This is a genomic window from Bacillus sp. C-3-6 (assembly GCF_054509685.1).
In genome coordinates this window covers 3,208,538-3,225,762 of record NZ_CM137247.1, presented here as the reverse complement: position 1 = coordinate 3,225,762, position 17,225 = coordinate 3,208,538, and the positions used below count along the sequence as shown (strand labels likewise).

The window sequence follows — 17,225 nt, the reverse complement described above, 5'->3', positions numbered from 1 at the left end:
AACATTTATTAACTTTATTATAATAGATTTTCATGGAATTAAAAACTGAAAATTCAAATTTCATGTTGAGAAAGTTTTTTGTATCGAAATATATGAAAAAATAGGGGTTTTTATTAAAACAGAAAAAGATATTTCTATTTTAGTAAATTATGATATAGTCTAAATAAGCGTGTTTTTCCATAAATGTAATTATTTTCATTGTAGTTTTGTTTATATGAGGGAAGGAGAAGTAATTATGAAGTTTGATGATCAACGCTTACTAGGAGTCCGATTAGGTTCTGTACTTGTGACAGAGGAAAATCAATATTTAGTAATTAAGAAAAAAGATCATTATGCACTGTTAAATATACATAATTTAGAATGCACTCATGTTGAAGTGCAGTTAGAACATTTGGAAGAAATGTTACATGAAGATTTCCAGGAAAGTATAACGGAAATTATCGCACCAGAACATATAAAAATTGTTGCGAAAAATGTTATATAGATAAAGAAGCTGGAAGGAACAGCTTCTTTATTTTCATTATAAGGATAACGTTTTTACAACCTCACCAATGAAGTGTTTTCTTTTTTAGTTAGTTTGAAGTGAACTTTTGAAAAAATTTGTCTCGGTACATGTACATAACCCATGAGATTGTTATTAAAGAAATGATGATTTGTTTGTTTTTAATTGGTGCATTGAAAACAAGCCAACCAACTATATCAAATAACAAATGTAGCACGATTGAAAGAACTACAAATTGAAATAACGTATTTAAAAATCTTTTCATAAAGTGTCCCCCTAAAATAATAGGTTTTATTAACAGTTTGATATAGTGATGTTATACATTAAATGTGTATTGTGGTAAAATTTACATAAGTTAGTGGAATAAAGCAAATGAAAGTTAGTAAGGGGGAAGATTTATGGGATTCTGGATGGTTATACTGATAGTAGCTGTTGGTTTCATTTATATCGCTGAAAAATTAACTACAATTGAAAAGAAAAATGATGCGCGTTTAAAGAGAATTGAAGATAGATTACAATTAATTACGAAAGAAATGAGAATTATAGAAAGAGAACCTGAAATTAATAAAGAACTACGCCAGCTTGTAGAAGAAGGCAAAAAAATTACAGCAGTTAAGAGAGTAAGAGAAGCTTTTGGTTTTTCCTTACTAGAAGCGAAGCAATATGTTGATAAATTATAAAAAAGATCATCCATTTGGGTGATCTTTTTCACTGCACCATGTGTGTATTTACATAAGCCGCGATTATAAAGTGTCCAATTAGAGTGATAGGAATAACGATTGTGACATTAGGCGTAGTGAAGACACTACCGATTGTCGCAATGACACCAGCAATTAAATTATAAAGACCTACTATTTTTGATAGTTTCACTTTATCAGGCACGCGGCGTTCGTTGAATCCTGATAAGAGCCAAGTGTACTGCTTTACTCCGATGAAATAAGCTAGTGCAAATGAAATGATTGCTACTATAAATAATGTTGGTGAAGCGAAGAGAGTCATTGCAAACACCTCCGTTAATGGGCTATAAATAAATTATAGTCCGAATGTTATAATTTAACAAAATATAATTTTGGTTTTAAGTGTAATAGAAAAATGGAGTATTGGTAATGAGGGGAGATTAAGTATGAATATTGTGGAGTTTCAGAGGTATGTATCAAATTTCAGTAAAGAAAAAGGATTTCAAGATACAACAATTGAAGAGCGTACGATATATACGATGGCGGAATTAGGTGAATTAGCGGAAGTCATATTAAAGCGTGATACAATACAAGATGCGAAAAGAGAAATCGGTTTAGAAATGTTTGATGTAATTTGGAATGTATGTGATTTAGCAAATAAATTAAATATTGATTTAGAGAAGGCGTTTAAAGAAAAAATGAAAATTAATAAAAAGCGTGAATGGTAAGTAGAATTTTAATTTGTAAAGATGGGTGATATGAATGAAAAAGAAGCTTTTTATAGGAGGAATCTTTACTTTAATTAGTGTAATAAGTGTTGTCGTTTACTTAGTTTTTCAAGGCATATTCATTCCGAATCAAATAAGTGCTGATAAGTATGAAATAAAAGGTGTAGATGTCGCATCGTATCAAGGGGATATAGATTGGAGAGAGTTGGAAAAGCAAAATATGAAGTTTGCGTTTATAAAGGCGACTGAAGGAAGTTCGTTTGTGGATGAGTACTTTTCGAAAAATTGGAGGAATGCGAATAAGACAGATATGCGCATCGGAGCGTATCATTTTTTTAGTTTCGATAGTAAGGGTGAAACACAAGCAGAGCAATTTATACGAACTGTTCCAAAATATAAACAAGCACTGCCACCCGTGATTGATGTTGAGTTTTACGCTAACAAAAAAGATAATCCGCCTAAGCGTGAAGATGTTACGAAAGAGTTGGCGGTCATGATTGAAATGCTAGAAAAACATTACGATAAGAAAGTAATATTGTATGCAACGCAAGAGGCGTATGATTTATATATAAAGAATGCGTATCCAAAATGTGATATATGGATTCGTAGTGTTCTTACAAAACCGAGTTTATCTGATGAGAGAAAATGGACGTTTTGGCAATACACGAACCGCGGGAGATTAAGCGGTTATAATGGAAAAGAAAAGTATATTGATTTGAATGTATTTTATGGGAATGAGGAAGAGTTTGAGAATTATGGAATGGAAGATTAAGTTTTAAAGCGTACAAAATTTTGTACGCTTTTTTGTTAATTACATAAAAGTATGCAAATGAAGATGGAACAAACATTTGAGATGAATTGTCTAATATAGGTAATAATTATTTAGCTTGAAAGAAAGGGTTGATAACATGAAAAAGAATACGTTGTTAAAAGTAGGATTATGTGTAAGTTTACTAGGAACAACTCAATTTGTTAGCACGATTTCTTCTGTACAAGCATCACAAAAGGTAGAGCAAACAGTAATTAAAAATGAGACGGGAACCATTTCAATATCTCAGTTAAACAAGAATGTATGGGTTCATACGGAGTTAGGTTATTTTAATGGAGAAGCAGTTCCTTCGAACGGTCTAGTTCTTAATACTTCTAAAGGGTTAGTACTTGTTGATTCTTCTTGGGATGATAAATTAACGAAGGAACTAATAGAAATGGTAGAAAAGAAATTTCAGAAGCGCGTAACAGATGTCGTTATTACACATGCGCACGCTGATCGAATTGGCGGAATAAAAACGTTGAAAGAAAGAGGCATTAAAGCGCATAGTACAGCATTAACCGCAGAACTAGCAAAGAACAGTGGATATGAAGAGCCGCTTGGAGATTTACAAACAATTACGAGTTTGAAGTTTGGCAATACAAAAGTAGAAACGTTCTATCCAGGGAAAGGACATACAGAAGATAATATTGTTGTTTGGTTGCCACAATATCAAATTTTAGCTGGAGGCTGTTTAGTAAAATCTGCGGAAGCTAAAGATTTAGGAAATGTTGCGGATGCGTATGTAAATGAATGGTCTACATCGATTGAGAATGTGCTGAAGCGATATGGAAATATAAATTCGGTAGTACCTGGTCATGGAGAAGTAGGAGACAAGGGATTACTTTTACATACATTGGATTTATTAAAATAAGAAATTGTAGAAATACAAAAGAAAGGAGAAATAATTTTCTCCTCTCTTTCTTCTAACTATATTTAAATGCTGAATTTGTCGATTACGTCAGCATATATTACTGAGATTTTAATTCCAAGTATACAAATACTAGTACTGTCATAATTGCAATAACAACGTAAGTAGCATCAAGCATTATAAGTGTTTTTAAAGTTTCAGTCATCGTAATTCACCCCTGTTATAAAAATATAACATGATCTTTTTATTGATTAGAGATCATAAAGATAAAATGTATATGAAATTTCTTAAGTAGCTTCTATATAAATATATCATATAAATAATGTAAGTAATGTTAAGATAGTGTAAATGTATTGTAAATAAAGAGGTTTACAATGAAGGCTTTAATAAAAAAATGATAGTTCCTTAAAATAAAAAATACGCTATTCTTTCTATTGAATGATAGAAAGAATAGCATATTTGTATTTGTATGTCTATTTTCATATGTGATGAATTGCAATTATTTGTATAAGGGATTCAAAAAATTTTTTTCGTTGTATATATTTCTCCAAATTAATTATTTAGCTATTTAAAAGTATCGAAAGATGTGTGCACACTAATGTATATTTTTTGGATGTCAATAAAAGTATTATGTCAACAATATGAACTGTCACAAATCTTTATATATTATTGTGATTGATATCACATCACTTTTTTTCAATGGGTATTATGCTTAAGGTGTAATGAATGATTGGGAGAGGGTGGGATGATATGTTTTGTTATCAATGTGAACAAACGCCAACAGGCGGATGTAAAGTAATGGGTGTTTGTGGCAAGAATGAAACGATTGCGAGTTTACAAGATACGATTGTGTTTGGGCTAAAAGGAATTGCAGCTTATCGCACACATGCTGCTCAGCTAGGGTATACGGATGCATTTGTAGATGCTACAACACAAGAAGCTTTATATATGACATTAACAAATTCTAACTTTAACGAACAAGAGCATATTGATATGGCTATGAAAGTTGGGAAATCAGCTTTACGGGTGATGGAGTTATTGGATGAGGCACATACGAATCATTTTGGTGTGCCAGAGCCTGTACAAATTACACAAAATCGTGTAGAAGGTAAAGCAATTGTAGTTACGGGCCATAATTTATTTGCATTAGAAGAACTATTAAAGCAAACAGAAGGAAAAGACATTAATATTTATACGCATTCTGAAATGCTACCAGCACACGGATACCCGCAGCTGAAAAAATATAAACATTTAAAAGGAAACATCGGTAAGGCATGGTACGATCAAAGACGCCTTTTTGAAAAATTTACTGGTGCCATATTAGCTACAACGAACTGTGTTATGCCAATTAAAGGATCATACTCTGATCGATTCTTTTCATATGATATTGCAGGTTTAGAAGGTGTACAAAAAATTGAAAATGATGATTTTACACCATCGATTCAAAAAGCACTAGAACTTCCAGAAGTACATATGGAGTCGGATGAACAGTTAGTGACAGGGTTTCATCATAATACAGTATTATCATTAGCTCCAGAAATTATTGATGCAGTAAAAGAGGGGAAGATAAAGCGTTTCTTTGTTATCGCCGGTTGTGATGCACCGGGAAAAGGCGGAGAATATTATCGTGAATTAGCAACGTCACTTCCGCCAGAAACGGTTATTTTAACAACTTCTTGCGGGAAATTCCGCTTTAATGATGTGGATTACGGTGTTGTACCTGGTACGGAAATTCCGCGTTACATTGATTTAGGACAGTGCAATAATTCAATTTCTACAGTGAAAATAGCGGCTGCTTTAGCTGATGCTTTTCAATGTGAAGTGAATGAATTGCCAGTAAGTATTGTACTATCATGGTTTGAACAAAAAGCGGTTGCCATTTTACTCGGGCTATTTAGTCTTGGGATTCAAGATATTCGCATCGGTCCAAAGGCTCCTGAATTTATTTCACCTGGCGTGCTTGATGTATTACAAGAAACATTTGGTTTAAAACTAATTACAAATGCAGCAGAAGATATGGCTATGATGTTATCGTAATAAAAAATGATCTGTCTTATTAATAAGAAGAGCTAGCCATATTCATTAACTTTGGTATAGTATAGCGCCCCAAAATAAAAATGTAGAATTTTTGTTTTGGGGTATTTTCTTTTCTTAGTGGGATAGGTATGGGGCAAAATAAAAAAAGAAAATAGGCTGTATCGAATAGGTAATAGTTGATTTTAGAAAAAATATAAAAATCGAGTTGACATCCATCACTACTTAGTCATACAATGTACTTGTAATAAGCAATACTGAGTAGTGTTGCTTCTCAAAATATTTTCAGTAGACAATAGGTAATAGCGGATTTTAGAAAAAATTTGAAAATCAGTTGACATCTATCACTACTTAGTCATACAATGTAGATGTAATAAGTGATACTGAATAGTATGGATTCAAAAAAACTACTCAGTAAAAAATTCGCCTTAGTACTCTGTGATACTGAATATAAGTCAGACAGAATAGGGGGTAAAGGAGGATCAGGACATGGAAAATTTAACTGAAATGCTGAAAGGTTCACTGGAAGGGTGTGTACTGGAAATCATTAGTCGCCGTGAAACGTATGGCTATGAGATTACCCGCCACCTAAATGATCTTGGGTTTACCGAAGTTGTGGAAGGTACGGTGTATACCATCCTCGTACGATTAGAGAAGAAAAAGCTTGTGAATATTGAAAAGAAACCATCAGATATGGGACCGCCTCGTAAGTTTTATTCATTAAATGAAGAAGGCCGCCAGGAGCTTGAATTGTTTTGGAAAAAATGGGATTTTGTATCGTCAAAAATTAACGTCTTGAAGTCAAAATAGGTTCATAAGATAAAATGTTCCGGCCGATATTTTGAGAATTTCTTGTTTGGTTTTATAAAAAAGGAGGAAAATAAGATGTTAGAAATGTTCAAAAAGTTAATTGGTGATAAAAAAGAGTACAAAATGATGATGGCACGAGTTGAGGCTCTGCCAGAGGACTACCAATTTGTATTTAAGAAAATTCAAAACTACATGTGGAATTTTTCAGCGGGTAACGGGATGGATATGTTACACATACAGTATGAATTAATCGATTTGTTCGAAGCGGGTGCAGCGGAAGGAAGACAAGTGCTTGACATTACTGGGGATGACGTGGCTTCCTTTGCTGACGAACTAGTGGCAAATGCTAAAACTTACGTCTCCAAGTATCGTGAAGATTTGAATGAAAGTATTATGAAGAAATTGAGAAAAAAATAAATGGAATAAGTAGTACCGACTGATTAGCTGGTTACACATATGAATTGCCATCATAGCTATTCAGTTATATTTTTAACTCGGTACTAAGTAATACAGAATATCAGTGATACTAAATAGATAGAGGTAAATAAATAGTCTTCGCAAAACATTTTTATAGGGAGGAAAAAAGTATGAGTCATGCAGTGATTTCTGTAAAAGGCTTGAAAAAATCCTTTAAAGACAAGGAAGTTTTAAAAGGGGTAGATTTTGAGGTGCAGCGTGGAGAAATTTTCGCGCTGCTAGGCTCAAATGGAGCGGGAAAGACGACAACGGTCAACATCCTTTCGACACTAATGAAGCAAGATAGCGGTGAAGTAAGTATTTGTGGATTTGATGTACAGAGTCAACCAGATCATGTTCGTCAAAGTATCAGTTTGACAGGGCAGTTCGCAGCTTTAGACGGTATGCTGACTGGGAGGGAAAACTTGATAATGATCGCCAAATTACGTGGTGTTTCCAATCCCGCTCAAGTTGCTGACAATCTACTTGCAAGATTTAGCCTGACTGATGCGGCAAACCAAAGGGCAGATCAGTATTCAGGCGGGATGAAGCGCCGGCTTGATATCGCGATGAGTTTGATTGGGGCGCCAGCAGTTATTTTTCTTGACGAACCAACGACTGGACTTGATCCTGAAGCGCGAATCGAAGTGTGGGATACAGTCAAGGAACTTGCTGGTAGCGGTACAACTATTTTGCTTACGACTCAGTACTTGGAGGAAGCAGAACAACTGGCAGACCGTATTGCTATTTTGCATGGCGGAAAAATTATTACGACAGGTACTCTTGCTGAACTAAAAGAGATGTTCCCGCCAGCAAAAGTGGAGTATATCGAGAAGCAACCGACATTGGAAGAAATATTCCTTGCGATCATTGGCAAAAAGGAGGAGATGTAAATGAAAAGTAGAACAGGTGTATTACTAGGTCGTTTAATGCGTAACATTATGCGCAGCCCGGATACAATTATTACAGTAGCGATTACGCCGATTATGATGATGCTATTATTTGTCTACGTGTTTGGCGGCGCAATAAAAACAGGAACGGAAAATTACGTCAATTATTTATTGCCGGGAATTTTGCTAATGGCTATCGCATCCGGTGTAGCTTACACTTCCGTGCGACTCTTTACGGATGTAAAGAGTGGGCTGATGGCACGTTTCATTACGATGCCTATTAAGCGCTCATCGATATTGTGGGCTCACGTTTTAACCTCTCTTGTTGCTAATGTACTTACTATCGTGGTGGTTATTCTTGTTGCACTCTTAATGGGTTTCCGTTCCAGTGCTAATATTCTAGATTGGCTCGCGGTAGCTGGGATACTTGGGATGTTTACGCTGGCGCTAACATGGCTAGCTATCATTCCAGGATTGAAAGCGAGGTCTATGGAAGGGGCGACTGCTTACTCGTACCCGCTAGTTTTTCTTCCATTTATTAGTTCGGCCTTTGTGCCTACCGAAACGATGCCAAAAATTGTTCGTGCGTTTGCAGAGAATCAGCCTGTAACTTCAATCGTGAATGCGATTCGTGCTCTTTTATATGAAGGAACTGTTGGAAACGATATTTGGATTGCGCTCGCTTGGTGCGTAGGTATAATGGTCATCTCTTACTTTTTCGCCAGTAAAGCATTTAAACGTCAGTTAGGGTAAGAAACGTGATAAACGAAACCTTCAGGAATAATATATATTTAGAAAAGCACGGGAGATTTTCCGTGCTTTTATTATTTATCATGCTCTCATTGTAGTAAATGAAATGGTATTTAAAAATAGAATAATTGTCCATAAAGCTTAATATTTGAGGCTCACTGCTTATGGAATGTATAAGCACACTCGTTTTTGTAAATCTGCTAATACTTCATCGGGTATTTCTTTGATTTTAATATCCTTCCCTAGAAAAAGCAGCCAATTTATTATTTCCGTCACTTCATCGGGATTGTTAACATTGATAAAAGTTTTTAAAATGGCTGTAGATTGGTAAGGATTAGTATAAGATATTGAAATTTTTAAAGGATGGTATTTTTTGAACTGGGCAATTGCTTTTGGTCCAAGTTCAAGTACCAAGTTGATTATTTCGTCCTTCTTACTTAGTTTTTCTAAAATCTTTTTCTTATTTAGCCTTTTGTTCGTCGTGTATGGTTCAATATTAATGAGATCATCGACAGGAAACATCATCTTCTTTTCTTTTTTTAAGTCAAACCCTTCAATGATCCAATGGCTTTTTTCTTGATAAAGGTGCAATAGATAAATTGGATAAGACTTGATTTCTTCATCTTCTTTCATAGTAATCAATAAATGGTTATCCAAAAGAAGGATTTGAATGAGTTTTTCTAACATAGGATGGGGGAGATCAGAAAGCTCAAGTAGATCGGGATTATGAGGGTTAGTCCCTTGGAAAAGCAAGAGTTGATTTAAAAGAACGAGATCATCTTGCTGGGTTTCTGAGATGAGTCCTAGTAGTTTTTCGGCTAAAGATTGACGACTCTTTAGGTAGGGAAGTTGTTGATTCCTCGTAGCCATAAAGGCAATAAAAAGAGCTTTCACTTCATTATCAGTAAAGCGAACAACGGGCAGGATAGAGTTGTGCATAACAAAATATCCCCCAGTCCTCCCAACTTCAGTGACAAGTGGCATTCCCATAGCTTCAATTTCTCTAATGTCTCTAATAGCTGTCGACCGTGATATGTTAAATTCTTGTATAATTTCAGAAATTGTAAAGTGAGAGCGGTTGTTGATATACCGCATAATTGTATTAATCCGTTCAACTTTTTTCATTTTAGTCTCCTAAACAGTATCATTTTTTGACATGGTTTAAAGGTATTATAAACGTATCAGATGAAAAGATAAATCGTTTGATTAATAAAAAAAGAGGCAGGTTTTGAACATGAAAAATTATACTATAGAAGAAAAAGATAGCTTTATTGTGTTAGGTATTGGAACTGAAATTAAGAGTGAATACACAGACTTTGCTGGAATAAATAAAGAAAAGGAAGACTTTTGGTCGGCTGTTAAAGAAGATGGAAGGCTGGACACTTTAAAAGCTTTAGCTACAAATGAATACATTTTTTCCGTGAGCGAAGCGGTGAATAACAAAATGATGTATTATGCGGGGGTCATGACAGAAGCACAAATAGAAGAAGAATCTAGAGTGATTCAGTTTCCGAGGGGAGAATACTTAGTAGTGAAAGGGGAAGACCAAACGGCTGAAGAGCTAAGTAATAAGCTTACTGGCATCGCCTTCGGTCAAGCTTTACCAGAAGCAAAGGATTTTGCCTATGTTGGTGGACCGAATACAACGGTTGAGATGGGGCAGAGAAATGGCTTAGTATTTGGTGAAATGTGGATTCCGGTTGTTAGGAAGTAAAGTGATAAAAGGTGCGAATATGGAAATTAGAGGCTAACGATCTTGTATTGTTGGCCTTTTTGAAATGAATATAATATTCATATACTGCTACACAGTATGTTCTGATAAAATGGAATAAAAGGGAATTGTTGTAAGGTGGTGGCAGATTGAATAAAAAAAGATTATTTGAGCTATTCATAGTAACGTTTGTTTTTCTATTCCTTCATGTAAGTACATTTACTAATGAAAAATTTAACGATAAATTGGGATCTTTTACTTTCATTGTGCTACTTCTTATGCTTTCTATTTACACTGCATTTATAGAAAAGTATTTTGATGATATACAAAAGTGGATTCGAAATATTACATGTTGCTTTGCTTTATTCGTAGTGGTTTTATTAGCTCTATGGATAGGTTATTTTTAGTCCTTACTTAAGAGAATGAGAAATATGTGATTACACTACATTCGATCCGATACTATTACTTAGCTGCATCAGTTTATATTAATTTTTTCTCTCCTCAATCATGATAAAATGTACAATAGGAAATTTTATGTAAGATAAAGAAGGAAGGTTTATGGTGAGCCTGAGTACTTTGCTAGCTTTTGCGCTTGTTTTACTTAGTATGGTTTGTTCACCTGGGCCTATTTTGATTTATCTTATTTCTCGTTCCATTACACAGGGGCGTATGGCAGGATTTATTTTTTTATTAAGCATCATGCTTGGATTTGTAATTCATATAAATGAAGCAACTTTAGTATTCACTCAAAAATCCGTTGTTTATGAAACAACTAGATTTGTAAACGGCTTTAATAGAAAGATGTCTATTGTATTTTTTGCGGCAAGATTAAATAGCTTTTTTGTTACTTTACAATAAAATATACTTAATATCAGTAATTCATGTAATTAGGGGTGGTTTCTATATTTAGAGAAAATACAAAAAGGATACTTCTGTCATTAGTAACGAATCCAATACTAATAATTGTATACGGGATTTTTTGTTATGAGTTGGCCTTATACTGTAAGTACGGAAGAATGAATTATAATATTTACATTTTGTTATTATGTATAGTACTTTTTATATCCATAACTACATTTACTACAATACGGGTGATAAAAAATAGAGAATATGAATCTAAAAAATTAACTAATTCAATAGTATGGAGATCCATTTCTATTATCATTATTGTTGTAATTACATCATTTTATGGGATGCAGATTTATAAAAGTGCAATAAATTACAATGGTAAATTGGCATGGTTTATAGAAAAATTAAAACATGAAAGGTCAGTTAAACTTAAACATAATAATATATATAAATCTGGAGTAGAAGGTATTTTTGAAGATATAAATAAAAAATATCCTTTGCCAAAGAAATTGTATTTGGCAACTGATTTTGATCTTACATTTCATTCAGATGGAACAATCACAGCGTTTGATACATTTGTTTATGGGAAAAATGATGATGGGAAAGAAGAAACTTATTTAATCTCTTATAATAAGAAGAAATCAGAAGATATTACTATAATACGAGATGGATATGCAAAGCCTGATTATAATGATGATAAATTAGTAGAACCTTTAATTAAAACGGTTAAGGCGATCCCAGTTAAGCAAACGGTCAAAAAATGGAATGAAAGTAAGTATGGGTTGATTTATTATGGAAAAAGGAATTGGGGATCCAATACAGAGGGAATTATTAATATTACTGAGGATGGTAAGGGGCAGAGTCTTAAAAAAGCAGCTTCTGATATCATTGGATATACTGTATCTATATTTGTCCCTGGAAAAGAGCAAGAGCTAGTCCCTGCTAGATATAATTTAATAAGTGACGCAAGTTGGAGTAAATCAAAGACGCCTCCAAAAGAAGATATGCTTAAAGAGAAGAAACAACAAGATTTAAAGAATGAAAAAGAACAGTTTTTCCTATCGAAAGAAGTTGGTTATAAACTAAATATGACAGATAAAGCATTAGGGAGCGCCTTTTATTCATTAAGCAAGACTAGTGATGAAGGGAAAACATGGGAGGTTATCAATCCAGACCCATTTAATGGGGGGATTGGTAGTGTATCAGGAATCACTTTTATAAATGATAAACTTGGGTTTTTAGGAGCAATTAGGCCTTCTGGTAATGAAGGAGAGTTATATCGTACAGATGATGGGGGAGTATCTTTCAAAAAGGTAGAATATCCGCCGCATGAAGTGAAATTAGATTATACACAGTCCACAATAAGTCCTTTTGATTCACCTAGTATGCCATATGAGAAAGATGGGGTTTTTAATATGTTAGTTGGACAAGGGGCAGATGGAGACTACAATGGCGATAGTAGTGCACTTTATCAATCAAAAGATAACGGAGAGACATGGGAATTTGTAGAAGAAGTGAAAAAGAAATAATCAGAATTTTTTTGAAAAATAAGGTAACTACTCAGCTATACATTTTATTTAGAAGTTTGGTAAGGGGTATAATTCCAGCCATGAAGATAAAAATGGACCTATACCTCGCTGCCTTTCTTTGTTTTATTTCTTATGCTTACTATCAACGCTATATTTATAGAAAGGTATTTTGGTGATATACAAAAATGGATTCGAAATATCACATGTTGTTTTGCTTTATTTGTAGTGGTTTTAGTAGCTCTATGGATAGGGTACTCTTAGATCCTTACTTAAGAGAATGAGAAGTATGTGATTACAATACATTCGATCCGATAATATTACTTAGCTGCATCGTTTTATATTAATCTTTTCTCTCCTCAATCATGATAAAATGTACAATAGGAAATTTTATGTAAAATAAAGGGGGAAGGTTTATGGTCAGCTTGAGTACATTGGTAGCTTTTGCAATTGTTTCGCTTAGCATGGTTTGTTCACCTGGGCCTAATATGATTTACCTCATTTCCCGTTCCATTACGCAAGGACGTATGGCGGGATTTATTTCTTTATTGGGCATCATGCTCGGATTTGTAATCTATATAATCGCAACTATGTTTGGACTTACAGTTCTATTCGTTGCTGTTCCCGCTGTATATGAAGCAGTAAAGTGGGCAGGTGCTGCTTACTTACTGTGGCTCGCCTGGAATTCGATTAAACCGGGTGCTACATCTATTATGGAACCTCATATGATTTCTAATGAGCCACCAAGGAAATTATTTCTGATGGGACTCATGACGAATCTTCTGAATCCAAAGATTGCTATTTTGTATGTATCACTTCTACCTCAATTTGAAGATCCAGAGAAGGGATTGTTGCTTTTTCAAGGTGCAGTTTTGGGGCTTACGCAAATCACTGTTAGCTTTATAGTTAACCTTGTAATTGTATGTACAGCAAGTAAAATTGCAAAATGGTTTGGCACACGCCCGACGTGGCTACGAGTACAGCGTTGGCTTATGGCAAGTGTTTTAACGGGGCTTGCTGTACGTCTTGCTTTTGAACGTCGACAGTAAGAGCCTCTTTACCGTCAGTTTCTATAATATAACCTAATAAATATTAATATAATTTATGTATAGTAGATATTTACCTTATAAAATAAGGGGGGAATATTATGACTGAGACAAACGAATCTTCAGGAGTTAATTTGAAAAAAGATGTGAAGTTTTCTATTATAATTCCTGCGCATAATGAAGAAAAGTACATTAGAAAATGTTTAGATTCAATTGCAAAGGCATCAGAGGCATATAAAGAGCAAACGGAAGTTATAGTTGTTTTAAATCGTTGTACAGATAAAACAGAGGAAATAGCAAAATCTTATAATTGTGTTACATTGAAAAATAACGATAAAAACTTATCTAAAATTCGAAATGCAGGGGCTAAAATAGCTAGTGGAGAAATAATCGTTACTATAGACGCTGATACCATAATGACAGAGTCTATGTTGTTTAATGTAGATAAATATTTAGCTTCAGGTACATACATTGGTGGTGGGGTGAATGGTAAGTTTGAAAGAATATCTTTAGGAATATTTCTCTCCGCAATGTTAATCATAATCCCCTTACTTTTTAAGTACGGAGCTATATCTGTAGGGATTTTTTGGTGCTATAGAAAAGACTTTATGGCAATCAACGGATTTAATGAAAACATGCTTATGGCAGAAGATGCAGATTTCGCTAAACGTTTAAAAGAGTGGGGAAAGAAAAATAATAAGAAATTCGGTACTATTAAAAATGGAATGATGACTTCATGCAGAAGATTTGATACATATGGAGACTGGACTTTACTTAAAAATCCAAAAGTAATTTTAGCTTATCTAAAAGGAAATGATAGAAAATACGCAGATAAGACATATTATGATAACCAAGAAAGATGAAAATGGAGAAAATTGGAAGAAGATAGCTAGTACTTTTTTAGATATAATGAGAATCCAACTTAATTTAATAGATATTATAAGAAAACCATCAATTTGATTATCTTTTTTCAAATTGATGGTTTTTATTTTTGAAATAAATATGTATTTTTTTATGAAAATATTTTTTGACCCCCATAAAACTATGTATTCCTCCGAATATGTATAGTGAAGAAAATAAATAGAAGAAAAATGACTATGAAAGAATATAGAAGCATTAATAAAATTACTAGATTAAGTGGGCATCCAAAATGGAAGGATGAAATTACCAATTATATAAAGAAGAGTTATTCAAGGATTGCAGATAAAATAGAAAGAGAATAAGCAAAACGAACGGTAGAAAATAAGAAAGTAGATAAAAATACAAACTTAACTGTAGTGCCGAGAGAAAAGGAAAAATCATTAAGAAAACGTTAGACTCTAAAAATATAACTAACAGCAAGAAAACAAGACCGAAGAAAAGTACCAAGAAAATCTGGTTAAATGGTCACTTTTGTAGTGGCCATTTTGCTATTTGAAGGAGGCTGGGAGATTACAAGTGTTGAGTTTAGTAATGAAGATCTTAAGAAAACCGAAAATAGAAGATATCGTATGTAACATACAAAACAACGAAGAAGATAAAGAAGCGTTTATCGTACAGTATCAGCCTTTTATTAGAAAATCAATTTCATCAGTCTGCCGCCGATATATTACAGAACAGGATGATGAATATAGCATTGGATTGTTTGCGTTTAACGAAGCAATTGAACAGTATTCCTATACAAAAGGAAAATCCTTTTTAGCGTTTGCTGATCTTCTTATAAAAAGAGATGTAATTGACTATATACGTAAGGAGTCTAAACATAACTTTGTCTTTTTAAAAGAAGATGAGCAAGAGGAAATGTTAGAAATGCAAGTGTCGCTTACGGAGTATATGAAAGAGATGGAAAATAGTAACCGTAAGGAGGAAATTCTTCATTTTCAAAGTGTGCTAGCTGAGTTTAAAATCACATTCTCAGAGCTTGCTAAAGAATCTCCTAAGCATCGTGATACGCGTGAGCACTTAATAGAAATTGTAAAAATTATTATAAAAGAAGAGGAAATGATGGAAGAGCTGTTCCGAAAGAAAAAGTTACCGCTTAAACATATTGAACCGCGTGTTAGGGTAAGTCGTAAAACGTTGGAACGACATAGAAAATACATTATTGCAATGTGTATTATTTTTGCAAACAACTATACATATATTCTGGATTACATAAGAGGGGAAAAGCATGATGAATAAAGGAATTGTGATGGATATAAAAAAGCATAGCGTAGTTGTTTTAACACCAAATGGAGAGTTTATTACGTGTAAAAGAAAAGGGGATTCTTGCATGATTGGGGAGGAAATCTCATTTGATGAGCAAGAACAAAAAGCATCGCATTTTTCGATCCCTTCCTTTTTAAAGCCTGCATCAATACTTGTTGCTTGTTTTCTATTTGCAGTGCTGTTTTTCTACAACCAACCAGAAGAAAAAGTATTTGCTTACGTCTCAGTTGATATAAATCCAAGTTTAGAGGTGAGCGTAACGAAGGATTTTCGTGTTATAGATTTACAGGCTTGTAATGATGATGGAAGGCGTATTTTAAAAGAATTGAAGCAATGGGAAAATAAACAATTACAAGAAGTAATACGTACTATTATAAAGCAAAGTCAAGAGGATAAGTATTTAACGAATGATAAGCAAGTTATGCTAACAGCAGTTGCAAAGGACAAGGCGCTAGAACCACAGTTAGAAAAGGCAATGAAAGAATTGAAGAAAGAATATGAGTTAAAACATATTACAGTTGAATATCAAAGTAGCACGATGCAAGTACGAGAGAATGCTAGAAAAGCTGGAATTGGCACAGGTGTCTATATAAAGCAAGAGAATGAGAAAAACAAATCGCTTACTCCTCCTGCCACGCCGCCTAATCCGGTGGAAAATGAAGAAGAGGTGCAATCACAGCCGGAGTCATCTCCTGATGCATCAATGGATTTATCTCCTGTAGACGAAAAAAAATATGAAAAGCAAGAGCAGAAAGAACAAAAGAAAACAGAGGAACAGCCATCGAAGCAAATAAAAGAAAACAATGGAAGAGGATCTCAGCAAGAAAATAGAGGGAATCAACAGGAGAATAAAAGTAGAGAAGCTCAACAAGGAAATAATGGGAATCAGCAAGGGAACAACGGAAGAGGATCACAACAAGGGAATAATGGAAATGGGCAAGGAAGCAACGGAAGAGGCTCACAACAAGGGAATAATGGAAATGGGCAAGGGAACAACGGAAGAGGATCACAACAAGGAAATAATGGGAACGAGCAAGGGAACAACGGAAGAGGGTCTCAACAAGGGAATAATGGGAACGAGCAAGGGAACAACGGAAGAGGGTCTCAACAAGGGAATAATGGGAATCAGCAAGAGAACAACGATAGAGAATCTCAAAAAGGAAATAATGGGAATCAGCAAGGGAACAATGGAAGAGGATCCCAGAAAGAAAATGGTGGAAACGAGCAAGGGAATAATGGTAGGGGATCTCAACAAGAAAATAGAGGCCACCAGCAAGGGAATGAAAAGAAGAATCAATAGAATATGGAAGTGAGAGATTCATTTCAAAGCTAAAAGGATTTCTCTCGCTATTGTGGGCAGTAAAACTCCCATCTCAAAAT

The 17,225-nt window shown here is 34.2% G+C and carries 20 protein-coding genes and 2 pseudogenes; 19 read left to right on the top strand and 3 right to left on the bottom strand.

Annotated elements, in window-relative coordinates; all coding sequences use genetic code 11:
- The first annotated feature begins 235 nt into the window (after positions 1-235).
- Complete coding sequence (locus ACW0JX_RS16585; protein ID WP_000666947.1) at positions 236-484, top strand: hypothetical protein; 249 nt, start codon at positions 236-238, stop codon at positions 482-484.
- Positions 485-572: 88 nt separating this feature from the next.
- Here ACW0JX_RS16585 and ACW0JX_RS16580 read toward each other — a convergent pair whose 3' ends face one another.
- A complete protein-coding gene (locus tag ACW0JX_RS16580; protein ID WP_459244940.1) occupies positions 573-767 on the bottom strand; it encodes a hypothetical protein in 195 nt (64 codons plus the stop codon).
- Between the two features lie 133 nt (positions 768-900).
- Here ACW0JX_RS16580 and ACW0JX_RS16575 point away from each other — a divergent pair, with 133 nt between their 5' ends.
- On the top strand, positions 901-1,182 hold the full coding sequence (locus ACW0JX_RS16575) for a hypothetical protein (protein ID WP_459244939.1): 282 nt from the start codon (positions 901-903) through the stop codon (positions 1,180-1,182).
- A gap of 28 nt (positions 1,183-1,210) precedes the next feature.
- Here ACW0JX_RS16575 and ACW0JX_RS16570 read toward each other — a convergent pair whose 3' ends face one another.
- The gene (locus tag ACW0JX_RS16570) at positions 1,211-1,501 is read right to left on the bottom strand and encodes a DUF3784 domain-containing protein (protein WP_459244938.1); all 291 of its coding nucleotides are present in this window, start codon (positions 1,499-1,501) and stop codon (positions 1,211-1,213) included.
- Positions 1,502-1,625: 124 nt separating this feature from the next.
- Between ACW0JX_RS16570 and ACW0JX_RS16565 the strand changes: the two genes are divergently transcribed.
- The 8 genes from ACW0JX_RS16565 to ACW0JX_RS16530 all read left to right on the top strand — a co-directional run bounded on the left by ACW0JX_RS16565 (position 1,626) and on the right by ACW0JX_RS16530 (position 8,529).
- Positions 1,626-1,907: a MazG nucleotide pyrophosphohydrolase domain-containing protein gene (locus ACW0JX_RS16565; RefSeq protein WP_001028132.1), complete on the top strand. Its 282-nt coding sequence runs from the start codon at positions 1,626-1,628 to the stop codon at positions 1,905-1,907.
- Between the two features lie 34 nt (positions 1,908-1,941).
- Complete coding sequence (locus tag ACW0JX_RS16560; RefSeq protein WP_459244937.1) at positions 1,942-2,679, top strand: glycoside hydrolase family 25 protein; 738 nt, start codon at positions 1,942-1,944, stop codon at positions 2,677-2,679.
- Positions 2,680-2,815: 136 nt separating this feature from the next.
- Complete coding sequence (gene bla2, locus ACW0JX_RS16555; RefSeq protein WP_095690445.1) at positions 2,816-3,589, top strand: BcII family subclass B1 metallo-beta-lactamase; 774 nt, start codon at positions 2,816-2,818, stop codon at positions 3,587-3,589.
- Between the two features lie 747 nt (positions 3,590-4,336).
- Positions 4,337-5,623, top strand: a complete 1,287-nt coding sequence (gene hcp, locus ACW0JX_RS16550) for a hydroxylamine reductase (RefSeq protein ID WP_263039649.1) — start codon at positions 4,337-4,339, stop codon at positions 5,621-5,623.
- Between the two features lie 486 nt (positions 5,624-6,109).
- Entirely contained in the window at positions 6,110-6,430 is a 321-nt protein-coding gene (locus tag ACW0JX_RS16545; protein ID WP_000429488.1) for a PadR family transcriptional regulator, read from the top strand.
- Between the two features lie 75 nt (positions 6,431-6,505).
- Complete coding sequence (locus tag ACW0JX_RS16540) at positions 6,506-6,847, top strand: DUF1048 domain-containing protein (protein ID WP_000891986.1); 342 nt, start codon at positions 6,506-6,508, stop codon at positions 6,845-6,847.
- Between the two features lie 170 nt (positions 6,848-7,017).
- Positions 7,018-7,779: an ABC transporter ATP-binding protein gene (locus tag ACW0JX_RS16535; RefSeq protein WP_071739348.1), complete on the top strand. Its 762-nt coding sequence runs from the start codon at positions 7,018-7,020 to the stop codon at positions 7,777-7,779.
- A complete protein-coding gene (locus ACW0JX_RS16530; protein ID WP_095690446.1) occupies positions 7,780-8,529 on the top strand; it encodes an ABC transporter permease in 750 nt (249 codons plus the stop codon).
- A 159-nt stretch (positions 8,530-8,688) separates the two neighbouring features.
- Here the strand turns inward: ACW0JX_RS16530 and ACW0JX_RS16525 are convergent, their stop codons facing one another.
- Complete coding sequence (locus ACW0JX_RS16525; RefSeq protein WP_000755025.1) at positions 8,689-9,651, bottom strand: helix-turn-helix transcriptional regulator; 963 nt, start codon at positions 9,649-9,651, stop codon at positions 8,689-8,691.
- Positions 9,652-9,760: 109 nt separating this feature from the next.
- Here ACW0JX_RS16525 and ACW0JX_RS16520 point away from each other — a divergent pair, with 109 nt between their 5' ends.
- The 9 genes and pseudogenes from ACW0JX_RS16520 to ACW0JX_RS16480 all read left to right on the top strand — a co-directional run bounded on the left by ACW0JX_RS16520 (position 9,761) and on the right by ACW0JX_RS16480 (position 17,145).
- Positions 9,761-10,240 (top strand): GyrI-like domain-containing protein, encoded by a 480-nt coding sequence (locus ACW0JX_RS16520; protein WP_000801042.1) that lies wholly within the window; start codon positions 9,761-9,763, stop codon positions 10,238-10,240.
- A 146-nt stretch (positions 10,241-10,386) separates the two neighbouring features.
- Complete coding sequence (locus ACW0JX_RS16515; RefSeq protein WP_095690447.1) at positions 10,387-10,644, top strand: DUF3963 domain-containing protein; 258 nt, start codon at positions 10,387-10,389, stop codon at positions 10,642-10,644.
- A gap of 151 nt (positions 10,645-10,795) precedes the next feature.
- A pseudogene (locus tag ACW0JX_RS16510) lies at positions 10,796-10,961 on the top strand (LysE family translocator); the annotation flags it as partial.
- A 169-nt stretch (positions 10,962-11,130) separates the two neighbouring features.
- Positions 11,131-12,615: a WD40/YVTN/BNR-like repeat-containing protein gene (locus ACW0JX_RS16505; RefSeq protein ID WP_459244936.1), complete on the top strand. Its 1,485-nt coding sequence runs from the start codon at positions 11,131-11,133 to the stop codon at positions 12,613-12,615.
- A 105-nt stretch (positions 12,616-12,720) separates the two neighbouring features.
- Positions 12,721-12,876 (top strand): annotated as a pseudogene (locus ACW0JX_RS16500) (DUF3963 domain-containing protein); the annotation flags it as partial.
- Positions 12,877-13,028: 152 nt separating this feature from the next.
- Complete coding sequence (locus tag ACW0JX_RS16495; protein ID WP_459244935.1) at positions 13,029-13,661, top strand: LysE family translocator; 633 nt, start codon at positions 13,029-13,031, stop codon at positions 13,659-13,661.
- Between the two features lie 98 nt (positions 13,662-13,759).
- On the top strand, positions 13,760-14,521 hold the full coding sequence (locus ACW0JX_RS16490) for a glycosyltransferase family 2 protein (RefSeq protein WP_459244934.1): 762 nt from the start codon (positions 13,760-13,762) through the stop codon (positions 14,519-14,521).
- Between the two features lie 574 nt (positions 14,522-15,095).
- A complete protein-coding gene (gene sigI / locus ACW0JX_RS16485; protein ID WP_002082432.1) occupies positions 15,096-15,818 on the top strand; it encodes an RNA polymerase sigma factor SigI in 723 nt (240 codons plus the stop codon).
- Positions 15,808-17,145 carry an anti-sigma factor domain-containing protein gene (locus ACW0JX_RS16480; RefSeq protein WP_063548130.1) on the top strand — a complete coding sequence of 446 codons (1,338 nt, stop codon included), beginning with the start codon at positions 15,808-15,810 and terminating at the stop codon, positions 17,143-17,145. Before sigI ends, ACW0JX_RS16480 begins: the two co-directional genes overlap by 11 nt.
- Positions 17,146-17,225: the final 80 nt, after the last annotated feature.

What these genes read in the sequence shown, in the direction of transcription:
- ACW0JX_RS16495 (WP_459244935.1), top strand. Translation starts at nt 13,029, where the DNA reads ATGGTCAGCTTGAGTACATTGGTAGCTTTTGCAATTGTTTCGCTTAGC.
- ACW0JX_RS16520 (WP_000801042.1), top strand. Translation starts at nt 9,761, where the DNA reads ATGAAAAATTATACTATAGAAGAAAAAGATAGCTTTATTGTGTTAGGT.
- ACW0JX_RS16525 (WP_000755025.1), bottom strand. Translation starts at nt 9,651, where the DNA reads ATGAAAAAAGTTGAACGGATTAATACAATTATGCGGTATATCAACAAC.
- ACW0JX_RS16545 (WP_000429488.1), top strand. Translation starts at nt 6,110, where the DNA reads ATGGAAAATTTAACTGAAATGCTGAAAGGTTCACTGGAAGGGTGTGTA.
- ACW0JX_RS16560 (WP_459244937.1), top strand. Translation starts at nt 1,942, where the DNA reads ATGAAAAAGAAGCTTTTTATAGGAGGAATCTTTACTTTAATTAGTGTA.
- ACW0JX_RS16585 (WP_000666947.1), top strand. Translation starts at nt 236, where the DNA reads ATGAAGTTTGATGATCAACGCTTACTAGGAGTCCGATTAGGTTCTGTA.
- ACW0JX_RS16575 (WP_459244939.1), top strand. Translation starts at nt 901, where the DNA reads ATGGGATTCTGGATGGTTATACTGATAGTAGCTGTTGGTTTCATTTAT.
- ACW0JX_RS16580 (WP_459244940.1), bottom strand. Translation starts at nt 767, where the DNA reads ATGAAAAGATTTTTAAATACGTTATTTCAATTTGTAGTTCTTTCAATC.
- ACW0JX_RS16490 (WP_459244934.1), top strand. Translation starts at nt 13,760, where the DNA reads ATGACTGAGACAAACGAATCTTCAGGAGTTAATTTGAAAAAAGATGTG.
- ACW0JX_RS16565 (WP_001028132.1), top strand. Translation starts at nt 1,626, where the DNA reads ATGAATATTGTGGAGTTTCAGAGGTATGTATCAAATTTCAGTAAAGAA.
- hcp (WP_263039649.1), top strand. Translation starts at nt 4,337, where the DNA reads ATGTTTTGTTATCAATGTGAACAAACGCCAACAGGCGGATGTAAAGTA.
- ACW0JX_RS16570 (WP_459244938.1), bottom strand. Translation starts at nt 1,501, where the DNA reads ATGACTCTCTTCGCTTCACCAACATTATTTATAGTAGCAATCATTTCA.
- bla2 (WP_095690445.1), top strand. Translation starts at nt 2,816, where the DNA reads ATGAAAAAGAATACGTTGTTAAAAGTAGGATTATGTGTAAGTTTACTA.
- ACW0JX_RS16530 (WP_095690446.1), top strand. Translation starts at nt 7,780, where the DNA reads ATGAAAAGTAGAACAGGTGTATTACTAGGTCGTTTAATGCGTAACATT.
- ACW0JX_RS16480 (WP_063548130.1), top strand. Translation starts at nt 15,808, where the DNA reads ATGATGAATAAAGGAATTGTGATGGATATAAAAAAGCATAGCGTAGTT.
- ACW0JX_RS16535 (WP_071739348.1), top strand. Translation starts at nt 7,018, where the DNA reads ATGAGTCATGCAGTGATTTCTGTAAAAGGCTTGAAAAAATCCTTTAAA.
- ACW0JX_RS16540 (WP_000891986.1), top strand. Translation starts at nt 6,506, where the DNA reads ATGTTAGAAATGTTCAAAAAGTTAATTGGTGATAAAAAAGAGTACAAA.